We start from the raw sequence: 18,726 nt of genomic DNA, 5'->3' as shown, positions 1-18,726 counted from the left end.
GAGTGCCGCTGTATCAGCTGCTAGTAGGAGTGGAAAACCGATACTTGGCCCGTCTTGGCTCCGATCACGGTATCGGTGCCATGCAAGACCTGGTTGGCCCCCTTGAGGGAATCCCTGTCACTCGACAGTCGATCTGTGTGGGCCTTTACCTGCTCGCCCCAGGCGTTGTGGGCTCTTTGTACAGCCCTGGAGGTCAGCCACCCGTGGCCGTCCTTTGCCCCGAACTCCTTGACAACAGCTTCAGTGTCCTTGTCAGGTAAGGCCCCGGCCTTGCGAGTGTCGCCCAGGATGTGTTGGTCAATGGCCCGGGCTGCGGCCCGCATCTCGGCCGGCGAAGACGCCAGATCCGGTTGCGCGCCCTGATCGGCCGGGAACTGGTTCAGCCTCATACCGACAGCTTGTGTGGTCCCGCGCCCATCGAGACCGGTCTCTCCTGTTGCGCCTGCCACGGGTTCTTCCCCCCATTCGACTGTTTCCAACATGCGGTCCGCCAGGCCGCACAGAGCACTGCGCTCGTCAGCACGGCCTGGCGCATTAATGTTGACGACTGGACCTGGTCCTCCAAGTGGTGGTCAACAGTCAGAAAGCATTGGGCCGCCGACGCCTAGCGACAGCGACAGCCGCTCCTACCCCGCCCAGCACCAGAACCGCGCCCCCGCCGAGGCCGGCCCACAGCAGGCCGTTGCCGTCGTCGTTCTTGGCGGTTGCCGCAGCCGGGGTCTTCGCGTCGCGACTCGCTGCCTCGGTGGAAGTCGGCGACGCAGAGGGCGATGCCGAGGCCGCCAGGTCCGGGAGCGGGTAGACGTCCGCGGGGCCAGGGTCGCCCGGGTTCTTCAGCGCTATGCGCGGGCGGACGATGCCGTAGCCGATGGAGTCATTGCGCTTGGCGCCGTCCGTGGGACCGCCGATGGTGTTCAGCATGACGCGCAGGACCTGGTTGTTGGTCCAGTCCGGGTGGGCCGACCAGATCAAAGCGGCGCTGGCGGAGGCGATGGCGGTGGCATCGCTGGTGCCATGGCCTCGACACAGACCGGTCTCTCCCCTGCACGCCGCGACCATGTCCTCACCGGGAGCTGCCACGTCGACCTGGTCGCCGAATGCGGATTCCTCGGTTCTCCTGAGGTTCTTGCCGACGGCGGCCACCCCCACCACTCCGGGTGTGGCCGCCGGGTATTCGACCGGGTTGTCCTTACCCCCGTCATTCCCTACTGCGGCGAAGACAAGTGAGCCATGGGACAGCGCGTAGTCCACCGCCTCGGTGAGCTGGGGTGAGCCGATCCGGGCACCCATGGAGATATTGATGACCTGGGCTCCCGAGTCTGTCGCATAGCGAATGGCCCGGCTGAGGTACGAGGGACCGGCGTAGCCCCTGATGTCGCTCGTGGCAGGCATACGGACAGGGAGAATCTTGACTCCTGGCGCAAGACCGAACGCCCCGCGTCCGCCATGGAACGCCCCTGTGCCTGCGATGAGTCCGGCCATTCCCGTGCCGTGGCCGTCGTAGTCCGTGTGCTCGTCTCCAGCACGCTTTGCGGGGGCGAGGTCCTTTCCGTCGAGCACTTGCCCCTTCAGGTCGACATTGCTCGGGTCGACACCCGTGTCGATCACAGCAACCGTGATGCCCTCACCTGTGCTCGTTCGCCACATGTCCTCTGCGTGCATGGCGTCCAGGTGCCATTGCATGTCCCGGATGGAGTCGGCGGCCTGAGCCTGTGTGGTGGCGCCGCCCACGAGGAGTACGCAGACGGCCATCGAGGCCACCACGCGGGCTGCCCTATGCCACTTGTTGATCGCGGCCATGCGCATGTTCTGGTGTCCCCTGATCATTGGCCGTCGGTCGGTGGTTCGCTTCGGCGCTTGGGCTTCTGTTTCTGGCTCCGCTGCCGAGGACCACTCGGCGATCCGTTCGTAACACCGCGAACGCCGCTCCGCGCGCCGCCCGCGGTCTCGCTCGGCACGCCGCCGGAGATACCTCCCCGCGTCGGTGCCATGGGCAGCTGCGTACCGGGTCGTACCGGAGGGCGGCCTGTCCGCTGTGGAGTGCCGCCTACGATGCCTTCACGCGGCGTGGATACAGCACGCCCGGCGGTGGGGCCGACGCTCCGAGACACCGGCTGTCCTGGCGCACTCGTTGATGGCAGGCGGCCGGACGGACCGGGACCAGTTGCAGTCGGGCCACCTACCGGTCCCCCCGGAACCCGGCCCATCGACCGTCCCCCGGCAGCGGGTGCAGCCGGACGCCCACCGGTCCCCGAACCGGGCGTACCACCACGCCCGGCTGCGGGACCCTGGCCCGAGGCGCCCTGGCCGATAGCGCTTACAGGACCTGGCAGGCTGCGGCCAGGGGAAGGACTGGTTCCTGCGACGCCACGAGCGGGAGCCGGCCCGATGGACTTCTGGCCGGGCTGGGCGGGCACGCGCCCTCCACCGACGGACTTCTCAACTCCCCCTGAAGCCGAAGGCATCCGCTCAAGGCCACGCGAGACCGGAGGAACCGGTCCGGGCGCCGGAGGCAGAGTTCCCATGTCCGGGCGCGCGGCCGCGGCCTGCGCTCCCGCAGGGCCCGTGACGGGCTGACGGACTTCTGGCGGCGCGGCCACCGTGTCGATGCCGACGCGCGTCGCCGGCTCGTCGACCGACGGAAGCGGGTGACTCGGCGGGGACACGCTGGGGGGCAGGTTCGAAGTGCGCCCGGAAGCCGCAGGATCCCGATGCTCAGAGCTTGTAGCGGCGCTGATGCCGTTGGTGGGGCCATAACTCGCACTTGGGCTTTTGGTACTCACACCATGGGTGGTGCCGGTTCCCGGGCGGGTCAGTTCCACGGATGAGCGATGCGGTTCCGGCGGCCTGATCTCATCCGGCGGCGGTGGAAACTTCGGCCTTTCCAGGCCGTCCAGTTGGCTCGCCGAGAGCTCGTAGGACTGTCCCAGCTTGTGCATCTGGGACGCCGCCTCCAGGCGGACCTTCTCCTGGTCCGCCTTCAACGCGGCGAGTTCCGTCGCCGACTTGGCGCGTACCGCGGCCGAATCCGGGTCGTTGTGGGCCGCCGTCGCCGCGTCCAGGTTCGCCTGTGCGCCCTTGGTGTCACGGGGGATCGATGCCTGGGCCGTGGCGATCGCACCCGATGCCTCGCCCAGCCACTTCGCCGCGTCCTCGCTGAAGTCACCCAGCCGGAGCGTGGAATTGGCCAGATCGTTCGCCCAGGCACGGAACGCGTCCGCGCCCTCGCCCTTCCACTCCACCCACTGTGGGCGGACCTTCAGTTCCTCGGCGATCTTCCGGATCTCCTCGGCCGCCGCCGTCAGACGGCCCGCGGCAGCCTGCACCTCTCCCGAGTTCGCCTGGTCCAGCCACGCCAGCATCTGCTCATGGCTCATGCCCTCGAAGGACGTACCGCCACCGTTGCCCTTGCCCGCCATCAAGGCACCCCCGTCACCGTCACCACCATCAGATCGTGCCACCGGCGTCGCGTGCGTGCGGCAGGGAGGGGTCGTAGCTTCCGCCGTAGTTCTCTCTCGCCCTCGCGCTGATGACCGTCATCCGGTGCCGCGTGTCCAGGTCGATGTTCGCGTAGCCCTTGTGCGAGGCCATGACGGCGATGCCCATGCCCTCCATCGAGTCGGACAGCAGCCTCGACAGCGTCTCCAGTTCGCCGATCACCGTCTCGTAGGCCGAGTACAGACCGGTCGCCTCCGACCACGAACCGCCACCGCCACCGAACTGGTGTCGGACCAGCTGGGCCTCCCCGACCTTGCCCGGGCCGGCGGCCGAGCCCTTCAGGTCACGGATCAGGGCGTCCACCCGCTTCTGGAAATTCGTGAACGACGACAACTCCGTGGCCATGTCGGCCTGGGCAGCGACGGCGCTCGCGGTCCCCTCGGCCAAGCCTGACAACAGCGACGGCGGCTGTCCGGTCGACCCGGCATCGCTCGGCAACACAGCACTCTCCCCCGTGCGTTCGTACAACACGCATTGCTCGGTGACAACCCTAGCTACGCCAAGTGACAGCGCCTACCCGGGTTGTGCGCGGCCGATCCGAATCGGCCGACGTCACTCGATCCAACCAGCTCAGGGGGAGCGGGCGCCTGAGTAGTTCTACTCAACCAGGCGCAGGCGCCTTCGCGGCGCCCGCACGCCGAGGCGGGCGCGGAGTCCGGTGACCCTGCGCCCGCCTTCCCGGTGGCAGGTCAGCGCAGTCGTCGGCTCTCCAGCGGGCCGAGGTACGTCTGCGGCAGGCCGCCCGTGTCGATCAGGAGGCGCTGGAGGACGACCGTGGGGTCGACCATCCAGAAGGTGAGGCGGTGGGTCCCGGCAGCGAGGCGGTGCCGGGTCGAGGTGCGGTTGATGTTGTCGGAGGTGTTCCGCGCCCACTGGATGTTCATCGAGCCGTCGTCCGAGCCCGTGGCCTCGATGATGTCCACCGTCTGCGGCTTCGCGTCGTCGAAGGAGACCGCGTACCGCAGGCCGCTCGTCGCGAGGGCCGGGTTGCGCGGGGACACCTCCGCCCAGAGCGTCACCTCACCCGGCGACAGAAGCGTCACCTCGTACTCCAGACGGGGGGACTTGGCGCCGCCCGGGGTCTGCCGGGGGGCCGTGACCGGCCAGGGGGTCATGCCCGCCGTGGTGCGGCCGATGCCGTCCAGCCGGCGCCAGGTGCCCACCGCGCGGTCGTAGTGCTCGGTGTCGATCGCCACATAGCCGCCCGCCTCGACAAAGCCCTTCAGACCCCGCTGCGACGGCTTGTCCGCCGTGCACTGGACGGTCACCGAGGAGCCCGCGCCCGACACCGTCAGCGTCGCCTTCGCGCCGCCCGCCGGCACCCTCGACCAGTCCACCCGGACCTCGACCCGCTCCTGCTGCTCCACCCGGCCCCGCTTGCGGTCCGGCACCAGCCAGGCGGCGGAGGTCTCCACCCGGTAGTCGAAGGCCGTACGGCCCCGGTTGAAGATCTCCACATACTGCTGCGGGCGGGTCTGGTACGGGCTGAACTCCGGCAGCCGCGCCGGGGTCGTCGCGCCGCCCGGCCACCACTGCCCCGCGTCCTCGGAGCCGTCCAGCGAGACGCCAAGACCCGCGGCCTTCGGTATCTCGATCCGCCGTACCGCCGGGAACAGGACGTCCGGGATCGCTTCGTTGTCGATCTCCGGCTGCTGCCAGCCCGCGTTCGGACCGTAGCGGTCCACATCGCCGTAGTCGATGTGCGGCTGGGTCTGGAAGCCGTTCCATTTGCCGCCCGCGACCTGGTGGTTGAAGTGCGCGGCGAGGGCGAGGTCCTGCTCCAGGCCCGCCTCCGCCTCCTTGGCCCGGTCGTTGGTCGCCGCCCGGCCCTGCCCGGCGTAGAGCAGGTTGGTGAACTCGGCCTGCCGCAGGGCGTAGAGGTTGGCGGTCGCCGTCACCTCGTAGCCGACCAGTTCGAACCAGGCGTCCTGGTTGCGGGCGGGCAGCTTCCGGGCGATCCGGTCGGCCTTGCGCGCCAGGGCCTTCCACTCGTCGGTGACCCGCTCCATCTCCCGGTGGGCGAAGTGGTACGGGCTCTGCTGGTCGTCGTACCGGACCTGACCGTCCTGGAGGGTGATCCGGCGGTTGAGCAGCTCGGGCTTGCGGCGGGCCTGGAGGCGGCCGTACTCCTCCAGCACCTCCGCGATCGCCGCGGAGTCGCTCTCGCCGAAGTTCTGGCGGGCGTACCGGCGTTCCCACTCCGTCAGCCGCTCCTGGGGCCAGTTGTCCGGGTTCCAGGCGTAGTCGAGGAAGAACTCGGTCGGCAGCTCATTGCCCTTCAGATCGCCGACGTTGACGACCCACAGGCCGTGGTTGCCGTAGGCGTGGGCCTGGTGGAGCTGCTCCTGGACATTGCGGAGGTTGGCGGTGTCGACCCACTTGTAGTTGCGGCCCACGCCGACGTAGTCGAAGTGGTAGTACAGGCCGTAGCCGCCGGGTCGGGCGGCCTCCGCGGGGTCGGGGTGCTTACGGATGTTGCTCCAGTTGTCGTCGGTCAGCACGACCGTGACGTCGTCCGGGGCGCGCAGTCCGCGGTCCCAGTAGCGCTGGACCTCCTTGTAGAGGGTCCACACCTGGGGGGTCTCGGCGGCCGGCCGGCCGGTGACCTCCTCGATGATGCGGCGCTGCTCGGAGATGATCTCCTGCATCAGTTCGATGCCGTCGCCGTCCGGCAGGCTGGTGTCGCCGTTGCCGCGCATGCCCAGGGTGACGACGCCCTCGAAGCCCTCGTCGACCATGCGCTGCAGGCCGTCCCGCCAGTACGCCTTGACCGCCTGGGCGTTGCGGACGTACGACCACTCGCCATTGCCGCCGTACGGGTCCTTGCCCCCGCTCGCGTGGCGGTTCCACTCCTCGATGCCGCGCATCATGGGGGCCTCGTGGGAGGTGCCCATGACGATCCCGTACTCGGTGGCCCGCTGGTGGTTCTCCGGGTCGTCCTCCGCGAAGGCGCGCCCCCACACCGCCGGCCAGAGGTAGTTGCCCTTCAGCCTGAGCAGGAGTTCGAAGACCTTGGCGTAGAAGTCGGCGTTGAAGCCGCCGGGGTAGCCCGGCGCCTTGCCCGGACCGAAGAAAGCGGGTGCCCAGAGGCCCAGGGCCGGGTTCTCGTCGTTGATGAAGACACCGCGGTACTTCACCACCGGTGTGCCCTGGGTGTGGCGGCCTGGCAGGATCCAGACGCGGTTGCGGCGCACCGGCTGCACATCGTCCCACCAGTACCAGGGCGAGACCCCGATGCCGTACGAGACGTCGTAGGCGCCGAAGATCGTGCCGCGCGGGTCGCTGCCCGCGATGACCAGGGCGCGGTCGACCCCGGGCATCGGGTGGTCCACCACGGCCTGGAGCGAGGTCTCCCAGCCTCCGCGCACCCCGGTGACGTCCAGCTTCCCCGACTTCACCAACGAGTCGATCAGCGGGCTGCGGCCGATCGTGCCCACCAGCACGGCGTTACGGGCGATGGTGCGGCCCGGCCGGACGCCCGTGACCCGCTCGATGTCGTCGCGGAGGTCCCCTGCGGCCCGTACGACACCGGAGTGGTCGTCGGCGCTGACCACGACCGGGGCGCCCACCAGGGAGAAGGAGCCCGGTCTCGGTTCATGGGACGCGAAGGAGACATAGGCCCCGGGTTCGGTGACCTGGAGACCTCCGCCTCCGGGCCCGTGTCCCTGTCCGTTCTCGTTTCCCTGTCCGTTCCCGTTTCCACTTCCGGCCGCCCACGCGGCGCCCGTGGCACCCGACGAAAGCACCGGCACCGCGGCGAGACCCGCGCCCAGGACGGCTCTCCTGCTGACGTGCGCAGACATGCACACCCTCCCGCTCTGAATTTGGTTAGTGGCATGACAAATGGTGGGCGAGTGATCTACGGGGAGCCAGAGGTCGTAGGCACCGAATAATTTCGTAACAGCGCCCCGGTTCCGCCTCCGACCGGCCGGCCGCACGGCGCACGGCCCCGGGTACGCGAAAGGGCCCGTACGACGTGATGTCGTACGGGCCCCTTCAGGTGCACGCAGTGCGCGTCACCGGGGTCATCGGACCCGGAGCAAGCTGGAGAGCTTACTTCACGATCTTGGTGACCTGGCCGGCGCCCACGGTACGGCCACCCTCACGGATGGCGAACTTCAGGCCCTCTTCCATGGCGACGGGCTGGATGAGCTCCACCTTCATCTCGGTGTTGTCACCCGGCATGACCATCTCGGTGCCCTCGGGGAGGGTCACCACGCCGGTCACGTCCGTCGTACGGAAGTAGAACTGCGGACGGTAGTTGTTGAAGAACGGCGTGTGGCGGCCACCCTCGTCCTTGGAGAGGATGTAGGCCTGCGCCTGGAACTCGGTGTGCGGGGTGACCGAGCCCGGCTTGATGATGACCTGGCCGCGCTCGACGTCCTCGCGCTTGATGCCGCGGAGCAGCAGACCGACGTTCTCACCGGCCTGGCCCTCGTCGAGCAGCTTGCGGAACATCTCGATGCCGGTGACCGTGGTGGTGGTCTTCTCGGTCTTGATGCCGATGATGTCGACGGTCTCGTTGACCTTGAGGACACCACGCTCGATACGGCCGGTGACGACCGTACCGCGACCGGTGATGGTGAAGACGTCCTCGATCGGCATCAGGAACGGCTTGTCGACGTCGCGCTCGGGCTGCGGGATCGACTCGTCGACGGCCTTCATCAGGTTGAGGACCGACTCGCCCCACTCCTTGTCGCCCTCGAGGGCCTTCAGAGCGGAGACCTTGACGACCGGAACGTCGTCGCCCGGGAACTCGTACTCGGAGAGGAGCTCACGGACCTCGAGCTCGACGAGCTCCAGGATCTCCTCGTCGTCCACCATGTCGGCCTTGTTCAGGGCGACGACGATGTACGGAACGCCGACCTGGCGGGCCAGGAGCACGTGCTCCTTGGTCTGCGGCATCGGGCCGTCGGTCGCGGCGACCACCAGGATCGCGCCGTCCATCTGGGCGGCACCGGTGATCATGTTCTTGATGTAGTCCGCGTGACCGGGGCAGTCGACGTGGGCGTAGTGACGCTGCTCGGTCTGGTACTCGACGTGCGAGATCGAGATGGTGATCCCGCGCTGGCGCTCCTCAGGAGCCTTGTCGATCTGGTCGAACGCCGAGGCCTCGTTCAGGTCCGGGTACGCGTCGTGCAGCACCTTGGTAATGGCGGCCGTGAGGGTCGTCTTACCGTGGTCGATGTGACCGATGGTGCCGATGTTGACGTGCGGCTTAGTCCGCTCGAACTTCGCCTTCGCCACTGGGTTCCTCCTGTGGAGTGGTTCTGTACGCCTTACTCATCGGCGCCAGGTGATCTTTGCTGGGGTGCCGCCCGCCGGGATCCTCGCCCGTATGGGGACCGAGGGTCCTTTCCGGGATTCGGAACCCGGCGGTCGGTGTCAAGCCTAAAGCGTGTAAACGGGGTGCGTTACTCGCCCTTGGCCTTCGCGATGATCTCCTCGGCGACGTTCCGGGGAACCTCGGCGTAGGAGTCGAACTGCATCGAGTAGCTTGCGCGACCCGACGTCTTGCTGCGGAGGTCGCCGACGTAGCCGAACATCTCCGACAGGGGCACGAGGCCCTTGACGACGCGGGCACCGGCCCGCTCCTCCATGGCCTGGATCTGGCCACGGCGGGAGTTGATGTCGCCGATGACCTCACCCATGTAGTCCTCGGGCGTGGTGACCTCGACGGCCATCATCGGTTCGAGGAGCACAGGGCCGGCCTTGCGCGCGGCCTCCTTGAAGGCCTGCGAGCCGGCGATCTTGAAGGCGAGCTCGGAGGAGTCGACCTCGTGGTAGCCACCGTCGAGCAGGATGACACGGACACCGGTCATCTCGTAGCCCGCCAGGATGCCGAACTGCATGGCCTCCTGGGCACCGGCGTCGACCGAAGGGATGTACTCCTTCGGGATACGGCCACCGGTCACCTTGTTAACGAACTCGTACGAGGTGTCGCCACCCTCGAGCGGCTCGATCGAGATCTGCACCTTGGCGAACTGGCCGGTACCACCAGTCTGCTTCTTGTGCGTGTAGTCGACCCGGTCGACCGTCTTGCGGATGGTCTCGCGGTACGCGACCTGCGGCTTGCCGACGTTGGCCTCGACCTTGAACTCACGGCGCATACGGTCGACCAGCACCTCGAGGTGCAGCTCGCCCATACCACCGATGATGGTCTGGCCGGTCTCCTCGTCCGAGTGGACCTGGAAGGACGGGTCCTCCTCGGCCAGGCGCTGGATGGCGACGCCCAGCTTCTCCTGGTCGCCCTTCGACTTGGGCTCGATGGCGACCTGGATGACCGGCGCCGGGAAGTCCATGGACTCCAGGATCACCGGGGCCTTCTCGTCGCTCAGCGTCTCACCGGTGGTGGTCTGCTTCAGGCCCATGACGGCGACGATGTCACCGGCGCCCACCGACTCGATCTCCTCACGCTTGTTGGCGTGCATACGGTAGATCTTGCCGATGCGCTCCTTCTTGCCCTTGACGGCGTTCAGCACGGCGGTGCCGGACACCAGGCGGCCGGAGTACACCCGGACGAAGGTGAGCTTGCCCAGGTGCGGGTCGCTCATGATCTTGAACGCCAGCGCGGCCAGCGGCTCGTCCTCGGACGGCTTGCGCTTGACGATCACCTCGGGGTCCTTGACGTCGTGGCCCTCGATGGCCTCGACGTCGAGCGGCGAGGGGAGGTAGCGCACGACCGCGTCGAGCAGGGGCTGGACGCCCTTGTTCTTGAACGCGGTACCGCAGAACACCGGGGTGACGGTCTTGTCGGACGCCTTGCCGGAGGCGATGGTGATACGACGGATCGCCGCGTACAGCTGCTCCTCGGTGGGCTCCTCGCCCTCGAGGTACAGCTCCATCAGCTCTTCGTCGTTCTCCGCGACGGCCTCGAGCAGCTTGCCGCGCCACTCCTCGGCGGCCTCGGCGTGCGTGTCGGGGATGTCGACGACGTCGTACATCTCACCCTTGGTCGCCTCGGCGGACCAGACCAGGGCCTTCATGCGGACCAGGTCCACCACGCCGCGGAAGTCGGCCTCGGCACCGATGGGCAGCTGCATGACCAGCGGCTGAGCGCCCAGACGGTCGGAGATCATGTCGACGCAGCGGTGGAACTCGGCACCGGTGCGGTCGAGCTTGTTGACGAAGCAGATACGCGGAACGCCGTAGCGGTCCGCCTGACGCCACACCGTCTCGGACTGCGGCTCGACGCCCGCAACACCGTCGAACACCGTCACGGCACCGTCGAGGACGCGCAGGGAGCGCTCCACCTCGACGGTGAAGTCCACGTGGCCCGGGGTGTCGATGATGTTGATGGTGTGGTCCACATCGGCCAGCGGCCAGTGACAGGTGGTGGCAGCAGACGTGATCGTGATGCCACGCTCCTGCTCCTGCTCCATCCAGTCCATGGTCGCGGAGCCTTCGTGCGTCTCGCCGATCTTGTACGAGACACCCGTGTAGAACAGGATCCGTTCGGTGGTGGTCGTCTTGCCCGCGTCGATGTGGGCCATGATCCCGATGTTGCGGACCCTGGCCAGGTCAAGTGAAGTGGTAGCCATAAGGCTTCAGTCTTCTCTCGGTTCTCGATGGGGTAGCGACTACCAGCGGTAGTGCGCGAAGGCCTTGTTGGACTCGGCCATCTTGTGCGTGTCCTCGCGCTTCTTCACCGCGGCACCGAGGCCGTTGGAGGCGTCGAGGAGCTCGTTGAGGAGACGCTCGGTCATGGTCTTCTCGCGACGGGCGCGGGAGTAACCGACGAGCCAGCGCAGCGCCAGGGTGTTGGCACGACCGGGCTTGACCTCGATCGGGACCTGGTACGTCGCGCCACCGACACGGCGGGACTTGACCTCGAGGGTCGGCTTGATGTTCTCCAGGGCGCGCTTCAGCGTGATGATCGGGTCGTTGCCCGTCTTCTCACGCAGACCCTCCATGGCGCCGTAGACGATGCGCTCGGCGGTGGAGCGCTTGCCGTTCAGCAGCACCTTGTTGATGAGGGAGGTCACCAGAGGAGAGCCGTAGACCGGGTCGATGATGACCGGGCGCTTCGGGGCGGGGCCCTTACGAGGCATTCTTACTTCTCCTTCTTGGCGCCGTAACGGCTGCGAGCCTGCTTGCGGTTCTTGACACCCTGGGTGTCGAGCGAGCCGCGGATGATCTTGTAGCGAACACCCGGCAGGTCCTTCACACGGCCGCCGCGCACGAGCACGATGGAGTGCTCCTGCAGGTTGTGTCCCTCACCCGGAATGTAGGCCGTGACCTCGATGCCGCTGGTCAGACGCACACGCGCGACCTTACGCAGGGCCGAGTTCGGCTTCTTCGGGGTAGTCGTGAACACACGCGTGCAGACGCCACGACGCTGAGGGGAACCCTCGAGTGCCGGCGTCTTGTTCTTGTCGACCTTGTCCTGCCGGCCCTTCCGGACCAGCTGCTGGATCGTAGGCACTACTTCTCCGGTTTCTGTGTGCCGATGGGTACAGCTAACCTGGAACTTCACCGACCCACGCGGTCGGGTGTGTCGAATCCCGCAGACTCCCGCCGCAAGGCGAGAAGGGCGCAGATCGCGGTGGCCGGTGACGGCTCGCCATGCGGTTGAAGGCACGCACGAGAGCCAGGGCACACCCCAGGCACAAGGTCTGAGCGTACCTACCGCACGGACTTCGGTCAAAACAAATGGAGCGGGACTCGACACCCCGTGCCCCGCACCTCCCTGCCTGCGCTTGGTCCCACTTGTCCGGGCACCGCGAAGCGACTGGAGCCGCGTGCCCGGGCGGCAGCTCGGGGGCCCGCCCGAAGCACTTCGGACAGACATGGCCGAATCGCGCTCTTCCGTGCCCCACCGGCATGTGCTTTCAGTACGTTGATCCGTCCGCTGCGGGCGAGGGATTCGGGGGATGGGCATGGCGACGACATGGACGGCGGCGTACTCGCCGGACGACGGGGGCCTGGACGACCGGGTTCCGTTCCTGGCGAGACTGGAGGCGGAGGACCGCTCGGCACTGCTGGCGCTCGGCCATGAGCTGACCTTCGGACCGCGGGTGGTGCTGCTCCATCAGCACGAGCCCTCCTCCCATGTCCTCTTCCTGGTGCACGGCTGGACGAAGGTCACCGCCTCGGCCGCCAACGGCTATGAGGCGCTGCTCGCGCTGCGCGGGCCCGGCGACATCATCGGCGAGGCGGCCGCGCTCACCGGCCGGCCCCGGGCGGCCACGGTGACCGCGCTGGAACCGGTGCGGGCGACCGCGGTCGAGCACGAGCGGTTCAGGGACTTTCTGAGCCGCTCCCCCGCCGTCTCGTTCGCGCTGCTCGGACTGACCGCGGACCGCACCCGCGCGGCGGACCGGCGTCGGCTGGAGTTCGCCTCCCTGAGCGTGCGGGAACGTCTCGCGGTCCTTCTGCTGGATCTCGCACGCACGCACGGCCGCCGCACCGCCGAGGGCATCGAGCTCTCCGTGCCGCTGAGCAAACAGGAACTCGCCGGCTCGGTGGGTGCCTCCCGGGAGATGGTGCAGCGTCTGCTGCGCGAGCTCCGCGACAAGGAGGCGGTCGCGACCGGCCGCCGCATGCTGCTGATCAGGCGCCCCGACATACTCCGCCGCATCGCCGCGGCGGGCCCGGCCACCGGGATTCCCTCACCGCCGAGGTCGCCTGAGAGCTGACCGCCCCCTCTCTCCCCCGACGGCGGCACACCCTGCCCCGGCGTTCGAAGGCCCCCGCCCCGCCGCGTGGGCCTTCCGCCACCACCCGAGGCGCTCTGTGCACACGGTCACACTCGGAGTGGGTCATCCGCCCTCACCGCTCCGGGGCTCCCGCCGTCACTCTGCTGTCCTGCACGGCGTTCCCCCTCGAGAGGCGACCATGAGCGATCCCGTCAGCCGCACGATCCTTCTGCTGGACATCGAGAGGTTCAGCGACCGGGACGACGTGGAGCAGGCCTATCTGCGGCGCATGCTCTACGACATCACCGACCGCGCGCTGGAGAGCGCCGGCATCGACGAGACCCGGCGGCTGCGGGCCGACCGCGGCGACTCCGTGATGGAGCTCATCGACGCCAACGCCCCGGTGACGGCGCTGCTGAGGGCTCTGCTCACCGAGGTCCCGGCGCAGCTGCGCGCGATCAACCGCATGGCGTCCCGCTCCGCACAGATCCGGCTGCGGGGAGTCGTCGCCACCGGGTACGTCGCGGTGGACCGGCACGACGGCTGGGTCGGGTCCGACCTGAACCACGCCTGCCGGCTGCTGGACGCCGGGCTGCTGCGCGCCGCCCTGCGCGAACGGCCCGACGACTTCGCGCTCTGCGTCTCGGACGCCCTCTACACCGGGGTCGTGCGCCATGACCACACCGGCGTCCCGGCCGCCGACTTCCACCCGGTGACGATGGAGAGCAAGAACGGCCCCCTCAAGGCCTGGCTGCACGGGCCGGTGCCCGGCGAGGCGGCCACGACGGGGGACCAGGACCACGGTGACACGGGGGCGGGGGAGGCGCCGGGCGGTTCGGGGGACCGCCCGGCGCCGGCGCCCCCGCAGGACGGATCCCGGGACGGATCCCACCAGGACCGCCCGGCGCCGGCCGGATCAGGGGGAGCCCCGGCGCCGGGCACCGTCGTCAACATCCAGGGCGCCACCTTCACCGGTGGCGTGATCGGCGGCAACCAGTACGGCGGCATCAGCGGCGGCCGCTTCTCCGGCGATGTGGTCGTCGGCGACGGCGCGGACCGTCACCGCGAACGGGGTGAGCGCACATGAGCACGCCCGAGGCGCAGACGTCCCCGCACCCGGCCTCCGCGCCCGGACCCGCGGGCGGACCGCCGCCGGCCGACCCGGTCCCCGCGGACGACACCGCCCCCGGCCCCGGCCCCGAGGACGAGCCGGAGGAGCGCGACCAGCCGCAGGACGCCTGGGCGGCGCGGCGCGAGCTGGTCGACCACAGTCCCCGCACCATGAACGTCGGCGCCAGGGCCCGCTTCAGCGGCGGTGTCGTCGGCGACCAGCACGGCGGCATCAGCGGCGGCCACTTCTCCGGCGATGTCCTGCTGGGCAGCAAGACGGAGATCTACCAGCTCGCGGTGCCGGGGCTCACCGCGTCCGCGGCCGCCTCCGGCGAGGTCCCGGGCGCCACCCTGGAGCGGCTGGCGGACCATTTCGTCGCCGATGAGCAGGTCATGGACCGTCTGCTGGACCGGCTGCGCCGCGACCGCGTCCTGGTCCTGTCCGGCGGCCGTTTCACCGGCCGGCGCACCGCCGCCCTGATGCTGCTGCGCCGGCTCGGCGCCCTCCCCGTCCGCACGCTGGACCGCGACACCGGCCCGGGCGCCCTCGCCGAGCGGCTCACCCCGGAGAACCCGGCCCGTGGCCATGTCCTGTGCGACCTCGCCACCCGCCGGGACCGTCCGCTGCGCGAGACCCATCTGCTGGCCGCCCGCGACCGCCTCCTGGAGCAGGACGCCTATCTGGTCGTCACCGTCGGACCCGGCGCCGTACTGGAGGACGTGACCGCCGAGGAGTGGCGACCGCCCGCCGCGGCCGAGGTGCTCGCCGCCCATCTGGGCGCCGGTGCCGACCGGGAGACCATCGCCGAGCTGCTCGACCTGCCGTCCGTGACCGACTTCCTGACCCGCGGTCACCAGCTGCGCGAGGTGGCCGCGTTCGCCCGGCTGCTCGGCCGGTACTCGGCCGGGGACGTCACCGAGGACACGGTCGCCCGGTTCTCCCTGGTGTCCCTGGAGAACCAGGTCCAGGAGTGGTTCGAGGAGGACGACACCTCGCTCCATCTGCGGGACAAGGCGTTCCTCGTCGCGCTCGCCGCCTTCGACGGCGGTCCCTACGCGCTGACCGCCGAACTCGGCGATCTGCTCTACCGCTTCCTCCAGGAGACCGAGAACCCCTCCCGCGTCCCCGAGGTGCCCGTCTTCGGCACCCACGTCGGCAAGCGCCTCCAACTGGCCCGCGCCCACACCTACTGGGAGGACGAGCACACCGAATGGGGCCCGGTGACGCAGCAGAAGGCGGCGTTCCACGACGAACGGGCCTCCCTGGTGCTGCTGCGCGAGGTGTGGACCGGCCATCCGTCCGCCCGGCCCGCGCTGATCCAGTGGCTGCGCCGTCTCGCCGACGACGGCCGCCCCCTGGTCCGCACCCGCGCCGCGTCCGCCGTCGCCGTGCTCGCCCGCACCGACCTGCCGTCCGCGATGGCGCTGGTCATCGAGGTCTGGGGCCTCTCCAGGCGGTTCCGGCACCGGCTCGTCGCCGTCAACGCCCTCACCCTCGCCCATCTGGTCGGCACGCCCAACATCCCCCGCATCCTCGACGCCTGGTGCGCGGGCGACGACCCGCGGCTGCGCTGGGTGGCGGTGCGGGCCTACGGGCTGATCGGCCCCGAGCGTCCCGAGCAGGCGCTGGCCGCGCTGCGCGGTGCCGTACGACGGCTGTACGCCGGCGCGCCCGACGACACCGACGGCGAACTGGCGCGGGAGCTGGCGGAGGCGGTGGAGCTGCTGCTGCTCTCACCGGCGAGCGACCCGGTCCTCGCCGAGCTCCGCGCCCACCTGGACGACGACCGGGCGGTGCGCGATCTCACGCTCGGCGGCTTCGTGAGCGCCTGCCGCCGCACCGACAGCGACGACGAGCGGTCCGGCACCCCGCTCGTCCTCGGCTGGTACGCCCGTGCCGCGGGCGAGGGCGGGCCCGCCGCGCAGGGCGTCCCCTTCCTGTGGCGGGCGGCGCTCTCCGACCCGCGCACCACCCGGCACGCACTGGACGTGCTGCGCGCCTGGGTGCTGCTCGCCGACCGGTCCACCGCGGTCGAGTGGGCGCTGGCCGCACTGCTGCCCACGCTGGTCACCACGCCCGCCGAGCACCAACGCCTGGACCATCTGCTGCGCACCATGCCCGGCGAGGACGGTGCGCCCCCGCCGTCCGTCGCGGCCCGTCTGCTGACCACGCTCCCCACCCGCTGAGCCCGGCGGGACGACCGGTGGGGGACCTCGTGCCTCCCCGCCGATCGCCCGGCGGTCCGTTCCGAGGAGACACACGCACCATGCCCCCCTTCCACCGCCAGCCCGAGTGGCAGCAGCCGGCGGACCGGCACACCCAGCTGGTCGACCCGGTGCTGACCGTGCGTCAGCTGTCCCGCTTCGACTTCAATCTGCGCTCGCTGGTCCGCATCGACCATGCGCTCGTCTTCTCCACCCCCAAGGGCTCCTTCGAGGCGTATCCGCCGCCGCGGCGCCCGACACGCGCCGAGGTCGTCGCCAACCGGTACACCGCCGTGTACGAGGTGGACATGGGCGTGCACCGCTGGACGGCCGAACTCACGCTGCCCAGCGACAACGACGCCTTCGAGTTCACGGCCGAGGTCGACCTCTCCTGGCAGGTCCTGGACCCGGCCCGGTTCGTGGCGAGCGGGCACCGGGACGTGCCGGGGCTGCTGCTCGGCGAACTCCAGCAGGCGGCCCGGCCGGTGACCCGGCGGTTCGCCATCGCCGACAGCGCGGTGACCGAACGGGAGCTGCTGCAGGCGGTCACCGTGCTGGGGCCGCTCGGAGCGCCCGCGGGACTGCAGGTCACCTGGACCCTGCGGCTCAGGCGTGACCAGGCGAACATCGAGCACCAGCAACGGTTGCAGGCCATCGACCACTCGGCCGCCGAGCAGGTCCGGGTGGCCCAGCGCGGCATGGAGGTCGACGTCGAGGCGGACCGGCGTCAGCGGCAGCAGGACGCACTACAGGTCGAACGAGCCATGGTGTACGGCACGCAGCAGCAGGAGCTGCTTCTCCAGCAGCAGCGGTGGCAGCACGAACAAGCCCTGCTGCACAGCGGGCAGCAGCACCAGCTCGCTCTGCAGCACGGGCAACAGCAACTGGAGCTGCAGCAGATCGAGGCCCAGAAGATCGACTTCTACCAGTGGCACCTCCAGCAGGGCGGAGTCCACTCCTGGGCGCTTCATCTCGCCCAGCACCCGGAGGACTCCCAGCTCGTCATGACCAGCATGCGTGAGGACCAGCTCCGCATGATCCAGGCGCAGATGGACCTGGTGAAGCAGCTGCTGAGCGGTGACGCGGCGGAGAACTACGAGTTGGAGGGGCCGAAGCAGCTGGCGCTGCGCACGGTCAGCGACATCCTCAACCAGCGTCTCCCCGGAGTCCCCCAGAGCCCGCCCCCGCTCCCCGGAGGAACGGGGCCCGCCTACCCGGGAGTCGTGGTGGACGCGGCGGGGCAGGTGGAGGCCGGGCGGACCGACGCCGGGCGGGGCGACGCACCACCGGACGGGGCGGCTCCGGTCCCCCCGCCCGGCCCTCCGGCGACCAGCCCGGCACCGGTCCCGGGCACCCCGCCGCCTCCGCCACCGCCCACGGTGCCGCCCGCTGCCGCGGGCCCGTACGGCCCTCCTGCGACCGGTCCTTACACGCCCCCGGGACCGCCCGCCGGTCCATACACACCCCCGGGACCGCCCCCGTTCACGCCGCCGCCCCCGGCAACGGCCGCCCCGTACGGCGCCGCCGGCGCCTTCCCCCCGCCGCCCGCCACCGCGTATGCGCCGCCGCAGACGGGGTGGCAGCCCCCGCCCGGCTACGGCACCACCCCGAACGCACCCGAACGGCCGGACGCGGCGCCCCCGGAGCAGTCCCCCGGGACCCCGGTGGAGCGCGCCGCCGATGCCACCGAGGAAGCCGGCGGCGACGACGGAAGGAGCAGCACATGACCGCCCTCGATCCCGCACCCGCCCCGGCCACCGGCGCTCCGGCCGACGGCTCCACGGCACGCGCCGAGCTCTGTGAGCGGCTCCTCACCGAACTGCGCGCCGAGATCGCCCGCGCCGACAGCAAGGCATCGGTCCTGGTCGCCGCCCTCGGCATGACCGCCGGTGTCTTCAGCGGTCTGCTCGCCGGACGGAGGTGGACCCCGGTCTCGCTCTCCGGACCGGGCAACGCCCTGTGGTGGGCCGGGGCCCTCTCCCTCGCGCTGTCGCTGTTCGCCCTGCTGCTGGCCGTGCTGCCGCGCTACCGCACCAGGACATGGGAACCGGGCCGGACCCTGTCCTACTTCGGAGACATCCACCAGGCCGTCCGGCAGGGGCATCTGGAGAGCGCGCTCGCCGACACCGAGCGCCACCCCACGGAGGCCCTGACCGGAGCACTCGCCGAGACCAGCCGGATCGCCGCCCAGAAGCACCGGTGGATCCGGGTCGGCCTCGTCGCCTTCTGCGCCGGCACGGTCCTGCTGCCCGCCTCCCTGCTGATCGGCTGACCT

13 protein-coding genes are annotated in these 18,726 nt (G+C 70.0%); 5 read left to right on the top strand and 8 right to left on the bottom strand.

The window, feature by feature from the left end:
• Positions 1-20: 20 nt before the first annotated feature.
• The 8 genes from CP978_RS20030 to rpsL form a co-directional block, all read right to left on the bottom strand.
• Positions 21-389, bottom strand: a complete 369-nt coding sequence (locus CP978_RS20030) for a hypothetical protein (protein ID WP_052454197.1) — start codon at positions 387-389, stop codon at positions 21-23.
• A 190-nt stretch (positions 390-579) separates the two neighbouring features.
• Entirely contained in the window at positions 580-1,800 is a 1,221-nt protein-coding gene (gene mycP / locus CP978_RS20025) for a type VII secretion-associated serine protease mycosin (RefSeq protein WP_043449041.1), read from the bottom strand.
• A 1,647-nt stretch (positions 1,801-3,447) separates the two neighbouring features.
• Complete coding sequence (locus CP978_RS20015; RefSeq protein ID WP_227745415.1) at positions 3,448-3,885, bottom strand: DUF2563 family protein; 438 nt, start codon at positions 3,883-3,885, stop codon at positions 3,448-3,450.
• A gap of 302 nt (positions 3,886-4,187) precedes the next feature.
• Positions 4,188-7,301, bottom strand: a complete 3,114-nt coding sequence (locus tag CP978_RS20010; protein ID WP_150478258.1) for a glycosyl hydrolase 115 family protein — start codon at positions 7,299-7,301, stop codon at positions 4,188-4,190.
• A gap of 250 nt (positions 7,302-7,551) precedes the next feature.
• Positions 7,552-8,745, bottom strand: a complete 1,194-nt coding sequence (gene tuf / locus CP978_RS20005; protein WP_043443001.1) for an elongation factor Tu — start codon at positions 8,743-8,745, stop codon at positions 7,552-7,554.
• A 167-nt stretch (positions 8,746-8,912) separates the two neighbouring features.
• Positions 8,913-11,039: an elongation factor G gene (gene fusA / locus CP978_RS20000; RefSeq protein WP_043442999.1), complete on the bottom strand. Its 2,127-nt coding sequence runs from the start codon at positions 11,037-11,039 to the stop codon at positions 8,913-8,915.
• A 39-nt stretch (positions 11,040-11,078) separates the two neighbouring features.
• On the bottom strand, positions 11,079-11,549 hold the full coding sequence (rpsG, locus tag CP978_RS19995; RefSeq protein ID WP_003992340.1) for a 30S ribosomal protein S7: 471 nt from the start codon (positions 11,547-11,549) through the stop codon (positions 11,079-11,081).
• Positions 11,550-11,551: 2 nt separating this feature from the next.
• Positions 11,552-11,923 (bottom strand): 30S ribosomal protein S12, encoded by a 372-nt coding sequence (gene rpsL, locus CP978_RS19990; RefSeq protein WP_030422047.1) that lies wholly within the window; start codon positions 11,921-11,923, stop codon positions 11,552-11,554.
• A 454-nt stretch (positions 11,924-12,377) separates the two neighbouring features.
• Here rpsL and CP978_RS19985 point away from each other — a divergent pair, with 454 nt between their 5' ends.
• From CP978_RS19985 to CP978_RS19965, 5 genes are all read left to right on the top strand, one after another.
• On the top strand, positions 12,378-13,136 hold the full coding sequence (locus tag CP978_RS19985; RefSeq protein ID WP_043449036.1) for a Crp/Fnr family transcriptional regulator: 759 nt from the start codon (positions 12,378-12,380) through the stop codon (positions 13,134-13,136).
• A gap of 199 nt (positions 13,137-13,335) precedes the next feature.
• Complete coding sequence (locus tag CP978_RS19980) at positions 13,336-14,223, top strand: hypothetical protein (protein WP_150478257.1); 888 nt, start codon at positions 13,336-13,338, stop codon at positions 14,221-14,223.
• Entirely contained in the window at positions 14,220-16,433 is a 2,214-nt protein-coding gene (locus tag CP978_RS19975) for a hypothetical protein (RefSeq protein WP_043442996.1), read from the top strand. Before CP978_RS19980 ends, CP978_RS19975 begins: the two co-directional genes overlap by 4 nt.
• A gap of 80 nt (positions 16,434-16,513) precedes the next feature.
• Positions 16,514-18,178 (top strand): hypothetical protein, encoded by a 1,665-nt coding sequence (locus CP978_RS19970; protein WP_184750536.1) that lies wholly within the window; start codon positions 16,514-16,516, stop codon positions 18,176-18,178.
• Positions 18,175-18,723 (top strand): Pycsar system effector family protein, encoded by a 549-nt coding sequence (locus tag CP978_RS19965; protein WP_043442994.1) that lies wholly within the window; start codon positions 18,175-18,177, stop codon positions 18,721-18,723. The genes CP978_RS19970 and CP978_RS19965 overlap by 4 nt, the downstream gene beginning before the upstream one ends.
• Positions 18,724-18,726 lie beyond the last annotated feature (3 nt).

Source organism: Streptomyces nodosus (assembly GCF_008704995.1).
In the GTDB taxonomy this organism is placed as follows: domain Bacteria; phylum Actinomycetota; class Actinomycetes; order Streptomycetales; family Streptomycetaceae; genus Streptomyces; species Streptomyces nodosus.
Note: the sequence above shows the minus strand (reverse complement) of the source record. Positions and strands in the feature narration are given on the sequence as shown.

Excerpts from the sequence above, each read along its gene's own strand:
- CP978_RS19970 (WP_184750536.1), top strand. The coding sequence starts at position 16,514 with ATGCCCCCCTTCCACCGCCAGCCCGAGTGGCAGCAGCCGGCGGACCGG.
- CP978_RS19975 (WP_043442996.1), top strand. The coding sequence starts at position 14,220 with ATGAGCACGCCCGAGGCGCAGACGTCCCCGCACCCGGCCTCCGCGCCC.
- CP978_RS19980 (WP_150478257.1), top strand. The coding sequence starts at position 13,336 with ATGAGCGATCCCGTCAGCCGCACGATCCTTCTGCTGGACATCGAGAGG.
- CP978_RS19965 (WP_043442994.1), top strand. The coding sequence starts at position 18,175 with ATGACCGCCCTCGATCCCGCACCCGCCCCGGCCACCGGCGCTCCGGCC.
- rpsG (WP_003992340.1), bottom strand. The coding sequence starts at position 11,549 with ATGCCTCGTAAGGGCCCCGCCCCGAAGCGCCCGGTCATCATCGACCCG.
- fusA (WP_043442999.1), bottom strand. The coding sequence starts at position 11,039 with ATGGCTACCACTTCACTTGACCTGGCCAGGGTCCGCAACATCGGGATC.
- CP978_RS20030 (WP_052454197.1), bottom strand. The coding sequence starts at position 389 with ATGAGGCTGAACCAGTTCCCGGCCGATCAGGGCGCGCAACCGGATCTG.
- CP978_RS20010 (WP_150478258.1), bottom strand. The coding sequence starts at position 7,301 with ATGTCTGCGCACGTCAGCAGGAGAGCCGTCCTGGGCGCGGGTCTCGCC.
- mycP (WP_043449041.1), bottom strand. The coding sequence starts at position 1,800 with ATGGCCGCGATCAACAAGTGGCATAGGGCAGCCCGCGTGGTGGCCTCG.
- CP978_RS19985 (WP_043449036.1), top strand. The coding sequence starts at position 12,378 with ATGGCGACGACATGGACGGCGGCGTACTCGCCGGACGACGGGGGCCTG.